Source organism: Mycolicibacterium sarraceniae (assembly GCF_010731875.1).
Classification (GTDB): Bacteria; Actinomycetota; Actinomycetes; order Mycobacteriales; family Mycobacteriaceae; genus Mycobacterium; species Mycobacterium sarraceniae.
In genome coordinates, this window is sequence record NZ_AP022595.1 from 2,924,169 (window position 1) to 2,937,991 (window position 13,823).

Below are 13,823 nucleotides of genomic sequence, written 5' to 3' on the forward strand. Positions count from 1 at the left end.
ACCCGGCCAGACGGCACCGCACCTACCCCCGCGTCACCAAACGAGCCAGCGGCACAAAGTTTCCGCGAAAAACCCTGGACCACAAAAACATCAGACACCGAGGGCCACCCGACATCCGACTCACCCGCCTACAAAGTTAACGGCATTGGCACCAAGACCACCTGACACCCACTTAGCGGTTCGCTACGCTCACCGCAGCAGCACCTGAACCTGGGGAATTACGTGACGGCAACCCCTGGGGAAATACGTGACCGTGGACAAATGAGTTTTGCCGGCAGATGCCTTGACGGCACTGCTACTCGGTTTCGTCGCTGAGGTGCGGCTGGAGTTGGCCGCCTTGGGACCACTGCTGCTGTGGCTCGAGGAAGGGCCTTTCCAGCCATGGTTGAGCTCCCAGGTTTGCGAGTGCTTCTGAGTCGACATGGTGGCAATGGGACATGCCCGGCCGTGGCAAACTTTCGATCCACCGGTTTCAGCAATTTGGGTGGGTGAGCGGGTACTGCCTTTGACCTTTCGATCGATGGGAAATCTGGACCGAATTTGATGGCACAGGCGTTCTCTGAGCCGCGGATCAGGCGGCAAATCCTGCTCGATTCCTCTTTTCGGGTTGATCGTCCGAACCCTTGTATAGCGCTGTTTTCAGATGCGCCGAGCTACCGGTCCGCAGAGCTGAGTACCGCCTGCACCACCGGTACCCATCCGTGCCGACGGTCCCGCCGTTGACGGCGGTGGGGTGACGCCGGTATTTCCCGTTACCGCCGCCGGGTGCCACTTTCGCCGGCACTTACACCGGATTTGCCGCCATCACCGTTGTTGCACGGGACGGTCCGTGTCCGGCCTTGCCGGCTTCAGCGCTGGCGAGCGTTCTTCTTGCCCGTAGCGCCAGATGTCGACGAGTTGGCCGATTTCGTGCCACTGGCGCTTGAGGCCGATGATGTCCCAGGGCGCTTCGGAGCGATGGCGCGGGTGGATTGCGGGCTTGTCTTCTTGCCGCTGGCAGTGGCGGCCGTTGGCGCGGAGGTCTCCTCGCTGCTCCCATTGGACACCGCTGCCACCACGGAGGACCGCTTGCTGGAGGCCGCCGGTGCCGCCGCGAACGGCGCAAATCCATTGATATTAATGCCCGGACTGGATTTGATGACTGTCGCGAGGTCTTGCAGGAACGACACCGCGACGGCGAATGGTCCGGGCCCGGCCTTGACCGTGTTCCCGCTGCCAAACAGGTTGAACGCCCAGCTCGCTGTTGTGTTGGGTAATGAACCCCACACCGTAATCTTATTGTCGTTGCCCATGTAATTGATGGCGTTGCTCAACACCCCTTCCGCGACCGCCATCACGTGCTTACCCATGACGTTGACGCCACTGCTAAAGATTCCCTGCGCGATGAGGGTGCTCGCGTCGCCGAGAAGGTTGAGTGCAAGAGAGCCCAGGCCGCCGACGGTGATCGACTGGGTTGTGCCGCCGGGATTGATGCCGAAGGCAAAATTCATGCTGCCGATGTTGACGATGTTGCCCGGCCCGTATTGCACGGAGACGTTGCCGATGCCCGCGGCACCCGTTGTCTGCGTTCCTCCTGTGGAGATGCCGAGGGCGTAATTGAGCGCACCCAGGGTGGTGGTCACGCCTTCACCGACTTGCACGGCCATGCTGAGAATGGACGGGAACGCTAAGGCTTTCGCATTGTCGCCGAGCGCGATTGTGAAAGACAGGAGGCTGAAGGCGGTCGAGGCAGCCGCGGCCGCGCTGGCGTAGTTGCCGAATGCAATGGCACCGCCGAAGAACGTGGTGCTGGAGTTGGCGACCGCACCGTTCCCGATCCCGATGGCACCGCCGAAGAACGTGGTGCTGGAGTTGGCGACCGCACCGTTCCCGATCCCGATGGCGATGCTGGTGAGGTTACTTGTGCAGCCGTTGCCGTTGCCGATGCCGAACGCCGAAAAGCAGCTCGCATGTGACGTCGGTGCTTCGCTGACGCTCCCAACTGCAAGCGCACTGGACACCAATGCGCTGAGCAAGATGCCGCCTTTGGCCCCTACTTGATTCATCGACATAGCCCGTTACTTTAGGGGTCTGTGGTTCCCCGAAATCGTGGAGGGTTTCCTATGCCGCTCCCAGCCTGGTCTTGGATTCCCTGATCTCATAGTTGACGGGCGATAGCCCGTCGGCGGCGCTGTGCCGGCGTTGGTGATTGTAGAAGGTATAGCACCAGTCGATAACTACCGCCTGCGCATGAACCGCACTACGGAACTGATTGCGGGACAACACTTCCCATTCCAGCGAGGAGAAGAACGCCTCCGCGGCGGCATTATCGAAACACGATCCGACCCGACCCATCGACTGGCGAATCCCCACGGTGCGGCACAGCGTGGTGAACGCCTGAAACCCGTTGACAGCGTTTCCGGTGCATCTTCTCGTCACTTTCCCAGCTGGTGAACTTCTTGCACCCCTGTCCCACTCCTTTTGACCACCCGGAACGCCGGGCTGGCAGGTCCAGATGTCCACCCGCTGTGCGGTCGCCGAGCAGTGTTTCTTGCCCACAGCTCACGTGTAGTCCCGGTGAGTGGGCGATCTGACGGTCGCGCGCACCGAACAGCTATTCGCCAATCGCGTGATGAGGAACGTTGCAGCGCGGCTTAGTGCTTCGGGTGTTTGCCTCCGGCGCTGCGCGAAGCCGCTGCGGTCTTCGTGTCGTCAGATGCGGACGCGCCGCTGGTTTTCTTACTGCCCGCGTCAGAGGTGGTACTCGGGGCGTTGGATATCCGGTGGGCGCCGCCCCGGGCAGCGCGCGGGGCAACCGTCGTGGTGCTGTCGTCGGCAGGAGTCACGGCGGCAGTCACGGTGACATCGTCGGTGGCGTCGTCGGCGGCGGCCGGCGTGGCCGCTGCACCGCCGTCGTCTGAGTGGGTCCGCGCCGCTGCTTTTGAGCTGCGATCGGAAACTGCGGTAGCGGACGCCCTTGTCACGCTGGCTGCGGATTGGTGCGCAAGAGATGGTAGATCGAGGTGGAATGGCCCGGTGATTCTGATGCCTGGTCCGTTTTGGATGACGTTCCCGGCCTCTTGGAAGAAGGACGCGATGATTGCCAGCGGGCCACCGACGGTCTTCAGGACGTTGTCGGAGCCAAAGAAGTTCAACGCCGTGCCGAAGGTGGCGAAGGGGAACAGCCCCGTCACTGAAATGTTGTTGCCGGTGCCCAGCCAGTTGAGTGCGGTACTGAGTATGCCGGCGGTGGTCACGATGTTGGTGCCCAGGAAATTGAGGGCGGAGCTGAATTCGGCCTGCGTTGCCGCGGTGCCGCCGTCGCCGAGAAAGTTGAGCGCAAGTGTGCCGAGGACGCCCGCTGAGACGGTTTGCAACCCGCTGTTCTTGATCACGATGCTGAGGGCGGCGTTAAGCAAGCCGACTGCTGCCGCGGTACCCGCCCCGGCCTGCATCACGAAGTTGGCGATCCCCGATGCGCCCGCCGACTGTGTGTTGGCGTTGCCGCTCATCAGCCCGAGGACCACATTGAAGGCGCCGAGTGCCTGTGTCGTGCCCGCGCCGATTTTCACTGCGATATTGCCGAGGCCGACGGCGCCGGTGACATTCGGAGTCATGCCGTCTGGCGAGATGCCGAGGACGAAATTGAAGAGGCCTCCGACAGTTGACGCAGTGCCGGGCCCAAATTGCAGGTTCCATCCGAGAAACGAATCGAGGGACTCGGACACGGCATTGTCGCCGGCGGCCAAAGCCAACATGAAGGCACTCAGGCTGGTCGTGGCGTGCGCGTTGGTGCCGAGGGCGATGGCACTGGTGAACAGTCCGCTGGTGGCACTCGCGGTTGCGCCGTCGCCGATCCCGATCGCGATCGTGGTCAGGTTGCTGATACAACCGTTGCCGTTGTTAAACCCGAAGGCCGAGAAGCACGATGCGTGGGCCGGCGGTGGTGCTGCGAACGCCCCTGCTGCGAGCGCACTCGAAACCAATGCGCCGAGCAACGCGTTGCTGTTTTTAGCTCCAACCCGCCCCATCAAAATCCCCTGTAACTCGTATGAATCTTTGCTGGTTTGGACCGTACCCGACGCCACCTACTACTGACAGTCTTCTAGTTGATAATCGTCACGGATTTGTGGTCAGTGATGCGATTGTCGTAACGGCGTTCATGCAAACGGCTGAAGTGGGTCGATGGTGACGACGGGGTAGGTCCCGTCATTGATGAGTTGAACGGTGATTCCGCCGGCCACCGAGTCTGCAGCTGGGTGGTGGTGTCCGGTGGGGTCACGACGACAGTGGTGGGGGGCCAGGCGATGGGGTCGCCTGTCTTCGGCTGAAAGCCCAGTCGCTGCTGGCTGTTGCTCCGGGAGCCAGCACGACAGGCTGCTCATCGCCGCCCGTTCTCGCGGCGCTGACGATCCCGCTGAACGGCGGGTCGGAAGGGTCTGGGGGGACGCCGTAGTGAGGGTTGGTTGTGCCGTCCACGCCGGGGTAGCCCTGCAGGGTGCAGGTCTGTGCGGAAGTATTCGTCAACAGCACGGAGAAGTAGAGGTAGCGCGAGTTATCCTCTGTCGGACACATCGGTGGAGTAGTGCTGAGGCTCAGGGAGTCGGCCCCGCACCACGGTGTCGCCGCCGCCGTATTCGTCGATGCCGGCAGCGCGAGCACAGCCGCAATGGCCGCGGACACCACATATATTGAGCGTCTCATCGGGTTCGCCCTCCCCGCCTTCGAATCTCGAGGCCGGTGCGTAAACCCTAATCGCCGAGGCGCATATTTACGGCCTAATCAATTAATGGGGCGGTCGCGCGCGGAAGCAACATGATGACCGGTCAAACGGTGGTGCCCCCGGCAGGATTCGAACCTGCGGCCTTCTGCTCCGGAGGCAGACGCTCTATCCCCTGAGCTACGGGGGCGCACGAAACAACTGCGCCAATGGGCTTCGACAGCCTAACGCATTTCATGGACCACTCCGACCTGCCCGCTCGGCCTGGTTCCCGGGTCGCTGCGCTCCTGCCCGCTCGGCCTGGTTCCCGGGTCGCTGCGCTCCTGCCCGCTCGGCCTGGTTCCCGGGTCGCTGCGCTCCTGCCCGCTCGGCCTGGTTCCCGGGTCGCTGCGCTCCTGCCCGCCGGGGATCCGGATTCGGGCGCTGACCACGCCAGACCATAGGATGGACCCTCGTGACGCCCGCCGACCTCGCCGACCTGCTGAAGAGCACCGCCGCCGCGGTGCTCGTCGAGCATGACCTGGATCCCGCCGCCTTGCCCGCGACGGTGACTGTCGAGCGTCCGCGCAATCCCGAGCATGGCGATTACGCCACCAACCTGGCCCTTCAGCTGGGCAAAAAGGTCGGCGCCAACCCCCGCGAGCTGGCCGGTTGGCTGGCTGCTGCGCTGGTCGCTGCCGACGGTATCGCCGCCGCCGACGTCGCCGGGCCGGGCTTCGTCAACCTTCGCATCGAAGCCTCCGCGCAGGGGGTCATCGTGCGCAACATCCTGGACGCCGGTGCGCGCTACGGGAACTCAGCGGAGCTCGACGCCACCAACATCAACCTCGAATTCGTCTCGGCGAACCCGACCGGCCCCATCCACATCGGTGGTACCCGCTGGGCTGCGGTCGGCGACGCGTTGGGCCGGCTGTTGAGCACCCAGGGTGCGGCGGTCACCAGGGAGTATTACTTCAACGACCACGGTGCGCAGATCGACCGGTTCACCAACTCTCTGATCGCCGCGGCCACCGGCCAGCCCGCCCCTGAGGACGGTTACGCCGGTGACTACATCAAGGACATTGCCGAACAGGTGCTGGCTAAATCCCCTGATGCGCTGAGCCTTAACGGTGAGGAGCAGAAGGAGACCTTCCGCTCCATCGGAGTGGACCTGATGTTCACCCACATCAAGAACTCGCTGCACGAGTTCGGCACCGACTTCGACGTCTATACCCACGAAGATTCGATGCACACCAGCGGGCGGGTCGACCAGGCTATCGCCAAGTTGCGCGAGACCGGCAATATCTATGAGAAGGATGGCGCAACCTGGTTGCGCACAACGGAATTCGGTGACGACAAAGATCGGGTCGTCATCAAGAGTGACGGGCAGCCCGCCTATATCGCCGGCGACTTGGCCTACTACCTGGACAAGCGGCAACGCGGCTTCGACTTGTGTATCTACATGCTCGGTGCCGACCACCACGGTTATATCGCCCGACTCAAGGCGGCCGCCGCCGCCCTCGGTGACAATCCCGACACCGTCGAGGTGCTGATCGGTCAGATGGTCAACCTCGTGCGCGACGGCCAGCCGGTGCGGATGAGTAAGCGGGCGGGCACCGTCATCACCCTCGACGACCTGGTGGAGGCCATCGGGGTGGACGCGGCCCGCTACTCGCTGACCCGTTCCTCGGTGGACACCCCGATCGACATCGATTTGCAGCTGTGGTCATCGGCGTCCAGCGAAAACCCGGTCTATTACGTGCAATACGCACACGCCCGGCTCTCGGCACTGGCCCGCAACGCCGCCGAGCTTGGGCTGGCCCCAGACACCGCGCATCTGGAACTGCTCACCCATGACAAAGAGGGTGTATTGATCCGCAACCTCGGCGAGTTTGCTCGGGTGCTCGAAGCCGGTGCCTCGCTGCGCGAGCCGCATCGGGTGTGCCGCTATCTGGAAGACCTGGCCGGTGACTACCACCGGTTCTACGACTCGTGCCGGGTGCTGCCTATGGGCGATGAAGAGCCCGGCGATCTGCATCGCGCGCGGCTCGCTCTGTGTGCGGCCACCCGCCAGGTAATCGCCAACGGTCTGGGGATCCTGGGCGTGTCTGCACCGGAGCGGATGTGAACGCTCACCCCGCCGGCCCGCGCCACGCCGAAGAGATCCACCACGGCGGGGTGCCCGCGCGCCCCCTGACCGCCGCCGGCGCACTTGCGCTCGCGCCGAATGTATGGCCGCGCAACCTTGTTCGTGGTTCCGACGGCGAGGTGTCTATCGCCGGGGTGACCGTGAGCGAGCTGGCCGCCGAGTACGGCACCCCGCTGTTCGTCATCGACGAGGGCGACTTCCGCGGCCGCTGCCGCGAGATCGCGGCGGCGTTCGGCGGTGGACACAACGTGCACTACGCGGGTAAAGCCTTCTTGTGCAGTGAAATTGCGCGCTGGGTGGACCAGGAGGGGTTGTCGCTGGACGTCGCCACCGGCGGTGAGCTCGCCGTCGCGCTGCACGCCGGATTCCCGCCCGAACGAATCGCTTTCCACGGCAACAACAAATCCGTCGACGAGCTGACCACCGCGGTCAAGGCCGGGGTCGGCCACGTGGTGCTGGACTCGATGACCGAGATCGAACGCCTCGATACCGTCGCCGGTGACGCCGGTGTGGTCCAGGACGTGCTGCTCCGGGTCACCGTCGGCGTGGAAGCGCACACTCATGAGTTCATCGCGACAGCCCACGAGGATCAGAAGTTCGGACTCTCGCTGGCCAGCGGGGCCGCCATGGTCGGGGTGCGCCGGGTCTTCGCCACCGATCACCTGCGCCTGGTCGGCTTGCACAGTCACATTGGTTCGCAGATCTTCGATGTGGCGGGCTTCGAGTTGGCCGCCCACCGGGTCATCGGACTGCTGCGTGATGTCGTCGCCGAGTTCGGGGTGGACAAGACCGCGCAGATCGCCGTCGTCGACCTCGGCGGGGGATTGGGCATTTCCTATCTGCCACAAGATGATCCGCCGCCGATCGAGGATCTCGCGACCAAGCTCGACGCGATCGTGCGCAGCGAGTCGGCGGCCGTCGGTCTGCCCGCGCCGCGACTAGTCGTCGAGCCGGGGCGTGCGATCGCCGGGCCAGGCACGGTGACGCTCTACGAAGTCGGCACCGTGAAGGATGTGGTCATCGGGTCCGACAAGACCCGGCGCTACGTCAGCGTCGACGGCGGGATGAGCGACAACATTCGCCCGGCACTCTATGGCTCCGAATACGACGTTCGGCTGGTCTCCCGCGTCACCGGAACTCCGCCTGAGCTGTCCCGGGTGGTCGGAAAGCACTGTGAGAGCGGTGACATCGTGGTCCGCGATGCCTGGATTCCCGGCGATGTCCATCCAGGTGACCTGCTCGCGGTGGCCGCTACCGGCGCCTATTGCTATGCGATGTCGAGTCGATACAACTTGATCGGCCGTCCCGCCGTAGTAGCCGTGTCAGATGGGCGGGCCCGTCTGATACTGCGCCGGGAGACCGTCGATGACCTGCTGAGTTTGGAAGTGAGGTAGAGCCAATGAGTACACCTGACAAGGCAATTGGTGTGGCGATATTGGGGCTGGGCAACGTCGGTAGTGAGGTTGCCCGGATCATCCAGGAGAGCGCGTCCGACCTGGCGGCGCGCATTGGTGCCCCGCTCGAACTGCGCGGCGTCGCGGTGCGAAACGTCTCCGCCGACCGCGGCCTGCCGGTGGAGCTGCTCACCGACAACGTCGAGGAGCTGGTCTCCCGCGAGGACGTCGATCTGGTCGTTGAGGTCATGGGCCCGGTGGAACCGGCCCGCAAGGCGATTCTGACGGCGCTCGAAGGCGGGAAGTCGGTGGTGACGGCCAACAAGGCGCTGCTGGCCCAGTCCACCGGCGAGCTGGCGCAGGCCGCCGAACGCGCGCACGTCGACCTGTATTTCGAGGCGGCCGTGGCGGGCGCCATCCCGGTGATTCGACCGCTCACCCAATCGTTGGCCGGTGACACCGTGCTGCGGGTGGCGGGCATCGTCAACGGCACCACCAACTACATCCTGTCTGAAATGGCTTCCACCGGAGCTGATTACAACTCGGCGCTGGCCGACGCGAGTGCACTGGGATACGCCGAAGCCGACCCCACCGCAGACGTCGAGGGTTACGATGCGGCGGCCAAGGCCGCGATCCTGGCGTCCATCGCCTTCCACACCCGGGTCACCGCCGACGACGTCTACCGCGAGGGCATCTCCAAAATCACCCCGGAGGACTTCGACTCGGCCAAGGCGCTGGGGTGCACCATCAAGCTGCTCTCGATCTGCGAGCGGGTCACCGGAAGCGATGGCCAACAGCGGGTTTCGGCGCGCGTCTACCCGGCACTGGTGCCGCTGAGCCACCCGCTGGCCACCGTCAACGGGGCATTCAATGCCGTAGTGGTCGAGGCCGAGGCGGCTGGTCGGTTGATGTTCTACGGCCAGGGCGCCGGCGGTGCCCCGACCGCGTCGGCGGTGATGGGCGATCTCGTGATGGCCGCGCGCAACCGCGTGCAGGGCGGTCGCGGGCCGCGTGAGTCCAAGTATGCCCAGCTGCCGATCGCGCCGATAGGAATCATCCCCACCCGGTACTACGTCAGCATGACCGTCGCCGACCGGCCCGGTGTGTTGTCCTCGGTGGCAGCTGAATTCGCCAAGCGGGAAGTCAGCATTGCCGAGGTCCGTCAGGAAGGCATCAGCGGCGGCAGCGGTGCGCGCATCGTGGTGGTGACCCACCGTGCAACCGATGCCGCGCTATCCGAGACTGTTGCCGCGCTGGCTGACCACGACGCCGTCCAGGAGGTCGACAGCGTGCTGCGCTTGGAAGGAACCAGCGAATGAGCTCGACGAGATCGCAAGCCGTGCATACCCCGTGGCCCGGGCTGATCGCCGCGTATCGAGACCGGCTGCCGGTGGCTGTCGACTGGACGCCTATTACCCTGCTCGAGGGTGGCACCCCGCTGATCAGCGCGCCGCGGCTGTCTGAAAAGACCGGTTGCACAGTTCATTTGAAAGTCGAAGGCCTCAATCCCACCGGTTCCTTCAAGGACCGTGGCATGACCATGGCCGTCACCGACGCCGTTGCTCGTGGTCAGCGGGCGGTGCTGTGCGCCTCGACCGGAAACACCTCGGCCTCCGCAGCGGCCTACGCCGCCCGTGCCGGTATCACCTGCGCGGTGCTGATCCCGCAGGGCAAGATCGCCATGGGCAAGCTGGCTCAGGCAGTTATGCACGGCGCCAAGATCATTCAGGTCGACGGCAACTTTGACGACTGCCTGGAGCTGGCCCGCAAGCTCACCAACGACTACCCGACGATCGCCCTGGTCAACAGCGTCAACCCGGTGCGCATCCAGGGCCAGAAGACCGCAGCGTTCGAGATCGTGGACGCGCTGGGAACGGCTCCTGACGTGCACTCGCTGCCGGTCGGCAATGCCGGCAACATCACCGCGTACTGGATGGGCTACACCGAGTACCACCGCGACGGGCTGACCGACAAGCTGCCCCGGATGCTGGGCACGCAGGCCGCCGGCGCCGCCCCGCTGGTGTCCGGTCAGCCGGTGAGCAACCCCGAGACGATTGCCACCGCCATCCGGATCGGTGCGCCCGCGTCCTGGGATGGCGCCGTGGCCGCGCAGCAGGAATCCGGTGGCCGGTTCCTGGCCGCCACCGACGAGGAGATCCTGGCCGCATATCACCTGGTCGCTGAGGCCGAAGGAGTCTTCGTCGAGCCGGCGTCGGCGGCCAGCATCGCCGGGCTGCTCAAATCGATCGAGGACGGTTGGGTCAAGCCCGGCTCCACGGTGGTGTGCACCGTGACCGGCAACGGCCTCAAGGATCCCGACACCGCCCTGCGCGACATGCCCACGGTGAAGGCCATCGCGGTCGATCCCGGTGCCGTCGTCGCCGAGCTGGGCCTGGTCTGAGAGACGGATTCTCGGTGACCCTGAACCTACCTGCCGGCCTTACTGCCAGCGCCACCGTCGCGGCATCCAGTGCCAACCTCGGCCCCGGCTTTGACAGTCTCGGCCTGGCGCTGGCTCTCTACGACGAGATCCTTGTCGAGACCACTGACGCCGGACTGACCATCGAGGTCGAGGGGGAGGGGGCCGGACAAGTCCCGCTGGGCCCCGAGCATCTGGTGGTTCGGGCGCTGCACCGCGGATTGGCGGCGGGTGGGGCGGACGCCGCGGGGCTGGTGGTGTGCTGCCGCAACGCGATCCCGCACTCGCGGGGTCTCGGCTCGTCGGCCGCGGCCGTCGTCGGCGGGTTGGCGGCCGCGAATGGCCTTCTGACACAAGCGGATCGGGAGCCACTGACCGATGCGGAGCTGATCCAGCTGGCATCGGAATTCGAGGGGCACCCCGACAACGCATCGGCTTCGGTACTCGGTGGGGCGGTGGTGTCGTGGGCCGACGCCCAGACCGCGCCCCCGACGTATGCGGCGGCCGGTTTGCGGCTGCACCCCGATATCCGGCTGTTCCCGGGAATCCCGCAGGTGCGATCGTCGACCGCCGAGACCCGGGTGCTGTTGCCCGATCACGTCACGCATCAAGCCGCCCGCTTCAATCTGAGCCGGGCGGCATTGCTGGTTGTCGCCCTCACGGAGCGACCGGACTTGCTGATGGCGGCCACCGACGACGTGCTGCATCAGCCCCAACGCGGACCGGCCATGCCTGCCTCGGCGGAATACCTGCAGGTGCTGCGGCGTTGTGGGGTGGCAGCGGTGCTGTCCGGCGCAGGTCCAGCGGTCCTGGCTCTGACAACCAGTTCAGAGCTGCCGGCCGAGGCCGTCGAATTCGGCGCCGCGAAGGGATTCACCGTCACCGAGATGGGCATCGGCGAAGCAGTTCGCTGGAGCTCGGGTGTCCCGGTCAGTCGTTGAGTTGCACACACGCCGGTGGTGATTCCTTGCTTTCCGGCGCTCAAGGGGGCTATTCTCGGTCCCGTCCAGGCAAACGCAGCGACTGTTCCTGCGCCGACACTAGGACGACCACCAATTTCTCTTGTGTTCAACTCGTGGACTGACGGTTCGCCAGATGCGGCGAACTCCGGCGATCACCGTTGACGCAGACGATGGTGAGACTTCGCATTCAGCGAATCGGCTGAATGCCAGAACCCCTTGCCCCGACGAAACGGTGAGGGAAGAAAGGAAATCCGTGACCGATACGGACCTCATCACGGCTGGAGATAGCGCACCGCAGACGGAGGCGCCCGCCGCGACCGCAGAAATCCCCTCGGCGCCTGGTTCGCAGGCCGCCCCGAGCGGGGATGCGGGCCGGGCCGGTTCTCTGTCCACGATGGTCCTGCCCGAGCTCCGTGCCCTGGCCAACCAGGTCGGCGTCAAGGGAACCTCCGGGATGCGCAAGGGCGACCTGATCGCCGCGATCAAGGAGCGCCAGAGCGGCGGCAACGGTGCCAACCACAGCGCCGAGAAGGCCGAGAAAATCGCCGATAACGCCACTGATAGCGCCGCCAAGGCACAAGTCGAAGCCCCTGCCGAGCAGGCAAGTGAGCCCCATCAGGCCACCGAGAAGACCGAGTCCAACGGCGGTGGCGAGCCGCGACGCCGTGAGCGCCGGGCCGCAACCCGTGGTGCCGGCTCCGCTGGCGCCGAGAACACCGAGCAGAAGTCGCAGGACAATAGCCCTGAGCAGGGCGAAAAGCGCGAGAACCCGAACCAGAGTCGGTCGGAGAACCGCGAGGCGTCCGGCCAGGGTGGCCAGCAGAATCGTGGCAACCAGAACCGCGATAACAACCAAAATCGCGACAACCAGCAGAATCGCGGCAACCAGCAGAATCGCGATGACGATGATGACGACGACGGCCGCCAGGGCCGTCGCGGCCGCCGGTTCCGTGACCGTCGCCGTCGTGGCGAGCGCACCCCCGGCGAAGGCGGCGGCAATGAGGCCGAACTCCGCGAGGACGACGTCGTTCAGCCGGTTGCCGGCATCCTCGACGTGCTCGACAACTACGCATTCGTGCGCACCTCGGGCTACCTAGCCGGCCCCAACGATGTCTACGTCTCGATGAACATGGTCCGCAAGAACGGCCTGCGCCGCGGTGACGCCGTCACCGGCGCGGTCCGGATGCCCAAGGAGGGCGAGGGCGGCCAGAACCAGCGCCAGAAGTTCAACCCGCTGGTTCGCCTCGACAGCGTCAACGGCGGTCCGGTCGAAGAGGCCAGAAACCGGCCCGATTTCACCAAGCTGACCCCGCTGTACCCGAATCAGCGGCTGCGCCTGGAGACCACCTCTGACCGGCTGACCACCCGCGTGATCGACCTGATCATGCCGATCGGCAAGGGCCAGCGTGCCCTCATCGTGTCGCCGCCCAAGGCCGGTAAGACCACGATCATGCAGGACATCGCCAACGCGATCACCCGCAACAACCCCGAGTGTCACCTGATGGTGGTGCTGGTCGACGAGCGACCTGAAGAGGTCACCGACATGCAGCGCTCGGTCAAGGGTGAGGTCATCGCCTCCACCTTCGACCGCCCGCCGTCAGACCACACCCAGGCTGCCGAGCTGGCCATCGAGCGCGCCAAGCGCCTGGTCGAGCAGGGCAAGGATGTCGTCGTGCTGCTCGACTCGATCACCCGGCTGGGCCGCGCCTACAACAACGCCTCCCCGGCGTCTGGCCGCATCTTGTCCGGTGGTGTTGACTCGACCGCCCTGTATCCGCCCAAGCGCTTCCTGGGTGCCGCCCGCAACATCGAGCACGGTGGCTCGCTGACGATCATCGCGACGGCCATGGTGGAGACCGGCTCCACCGGTGACACGGTGATCTTCGAGGAGTTCAAGGGCACCGGCAACGCCGAGCTCAAGCTCGACCGCAAGATAGCCGAGCGCCGGGTGTTCCCGGCGGTCGACGTCAACCCGTCGGGTACCCGCAAGGACGAGCTGCTGCTGAGCCCCGATGAGTTCTCCGTCGTGCACAAGCTGCGTCGTGTGCTCTCCGGCCTCGACAGCCACCAAGCCATCGACCTGTTGATGAGCCAGCTGCGCAAGACCAAGAACAACTACGAGTTCCTGGTGCAGGTGTCCAAGACGGCACCGGGCGGCGGCGGTAACTCCGGCAACGGGGATCTCGACTAGCCCGGCGATTTCGGCGGCGCTAACCGTCGC

Annotated in this window: 11 protein-coding genes and 1 tRNA gene; 7 read left to right on the top strand and 5 right to left on the bottom strand. The window is 65.2% G+C overall.

Going from position 1 to position 13,823, the window contains the following annotated elements:
• Positions 1 to 848 precede the first annotated feature (848 nt).
• The 3 genes from G6N13_RS14490 to G6N13_RS14500 all read right to left on the bottom strand — a co-directional run bounded on the left by G6N13_RS14490 (position 849) and on the right by G6N13_RS14500 (position 3,728).
• Positions 849 to 2,051, bottom strand: coding sequence for a hypothetical protein (locus tag G6N13_RS14490; protein WP_163698044.1), 1,203 nt, complete (start codon positions 2,049 to 2,051; stop codon positions 849 to 851).
• Between the two features lie 49 nt (positions 2,052 to 2,100).
• Positions 2,101 to 2,418 carry an integrase core domain-containing protein gene (locus G6N13_RS14495; protein WP_235677767.1) on the bottom strand — a complete coding sequence of 106 codons (318 nt, stop codon included), beginning with the start codon at positions 2,416 to 2,418 and terminating at the stop codon, positions 2,101 to 2,103.
• Positions 2,419 to 2,633: 215 nt separating this feature from the next.
• Positions 2,634 to 3,728 carry a hypothetical protein gene (locus tag G6N13_RS14500; protein WP_220096754.1) on the bottom strand — a complete coding sequence of 365 codons (1,095 nt, stop codon included), beginning with the start codon at positions 3,726 to 3,728 and terminating at the stop codon, positions 2,634 to 2,636.
• A gap of 64 nt (positions 3,729 to 3,792) precedes the next feature.
• On the opposite strand from G6N13_RS14500, the gene G6N13_RS24570 reads away from it, so the two are divergent.
• Positions 3,793 to 4,077 carry a hypothetical protein gene (locus G6N13_RS24570; protein WP_220096755.1) on the top strand — a complete coding sequence of 95 codons (285 nt, stop codon included), beginning with the start codon at positions 3,793 to 3,795 and terminating at the stop codon, positions 4,075 to 4,077.
• A gap of 180 nt (positions 4,078 to 4,257) precedes the next feature.
• Here the strand turns inward: G6N13_RS24570 and G6N13_RS26205 are convergent, their stop codons facing one another.
• Positions 4,258 to 4,683, bottom strand: a complete 426-nt coding sequence (locus G6N13_RS26205; protein ID WP_163698048.1) for a DUF4232 domain-containing protein — start codon at positions 4,681 to 4,683, stop codon at positions 4,258 to 4,260.
• A gap of 130 nt (positions 4,684 to 4,813) precedes the next feature.
• A tRNA-Arg gene (locus G6N13_RS14510) sits at positions 4,814 to 4,889 on the bottom strand.
• A 264-nt stretch (positions 4,890 to 5,153) separates the two neighbouring features.
• Between G6N13_RS14510 and argS the strand changes: the two genes are divergently transcribed.
• The 6 genes from argS to rho all read left to right on the top strand — a co-directional run bounded on the left by argS (position 5,154) and on the right by rho (position 13,793).
• A complete protein-coding gene (gene argS, locus G6N13_RS14515; protein WP_163698050.1) occupies positions 5,154 to 6,806 on the top strand; it encodes an arginine--tRNA ligase in 1,653 nt (550 codons plus the stop codon).
• Positions 6,803 to 8,221: a diaminopimelate decarboxylase gene (lysA, locus tag G6N13_RS14520; RefSeq protein ID WP_163698052.1), complete on the top strand. Its 1,419-nt coding sequence runs from the start codon at positions 6,803 to 6,805 to the stop codon at positions 8,219 to 8,221. Before argS ends, lysA begins: the two co-directional genes overlap by 4 nt.
• Positions 8,222 to 8,226: 5 nt before the next feature.
• Entirely contained in the window at positions 8,227 to 9,540 is a 1,314-nt protein-coding gene (locus G6N13_RS14525) for a homoserine dehydrogenase (RefSeq protein ID WP_163698054.1), read from the top strand.
• Positions 9,537 to 10,622 (top strand): threonine synthase, encoded by a 1,086-nt coding sequence (gene thrC, locus G6N13_RS14530; protein WP_163698056.1) that lies wholly within the window; start codon positions 9,537 to 9,539, stop codon positions 10,620 to 10,622. Before G6N13_RS14525 ends, thrC begins: the two co-directional genes overlap by 4 nt.
• Positions 10,623 to 10,636: 14 nt before the next feature.
• A complete protein-coding gene (gene thrB / locus G6N13_RS14535) occupies positions 10,637 to 11,581 on the top strand; it encodes a homoserine kinase (protein ID WP_163698058.1) in 945 nt (314 codons plus the stop codon).
• Positions 11,582 to 11,855: 274 nt separating this feature from the next.
• Complete coding sequence (gene rho / locus G6N13_RS14540; RefSeq protein ID WP_163698059.1) at positions 11,856 to 13,793, top strand: transcription termination factor Rho; 1,938 nt, start codon at positions 11,856 to 11,858, stop codon at positions 13,791 to 13,793.
• The last annotated feature ends 30 nt before the right edge of the window (positions 13,794 to 13,823 follow it).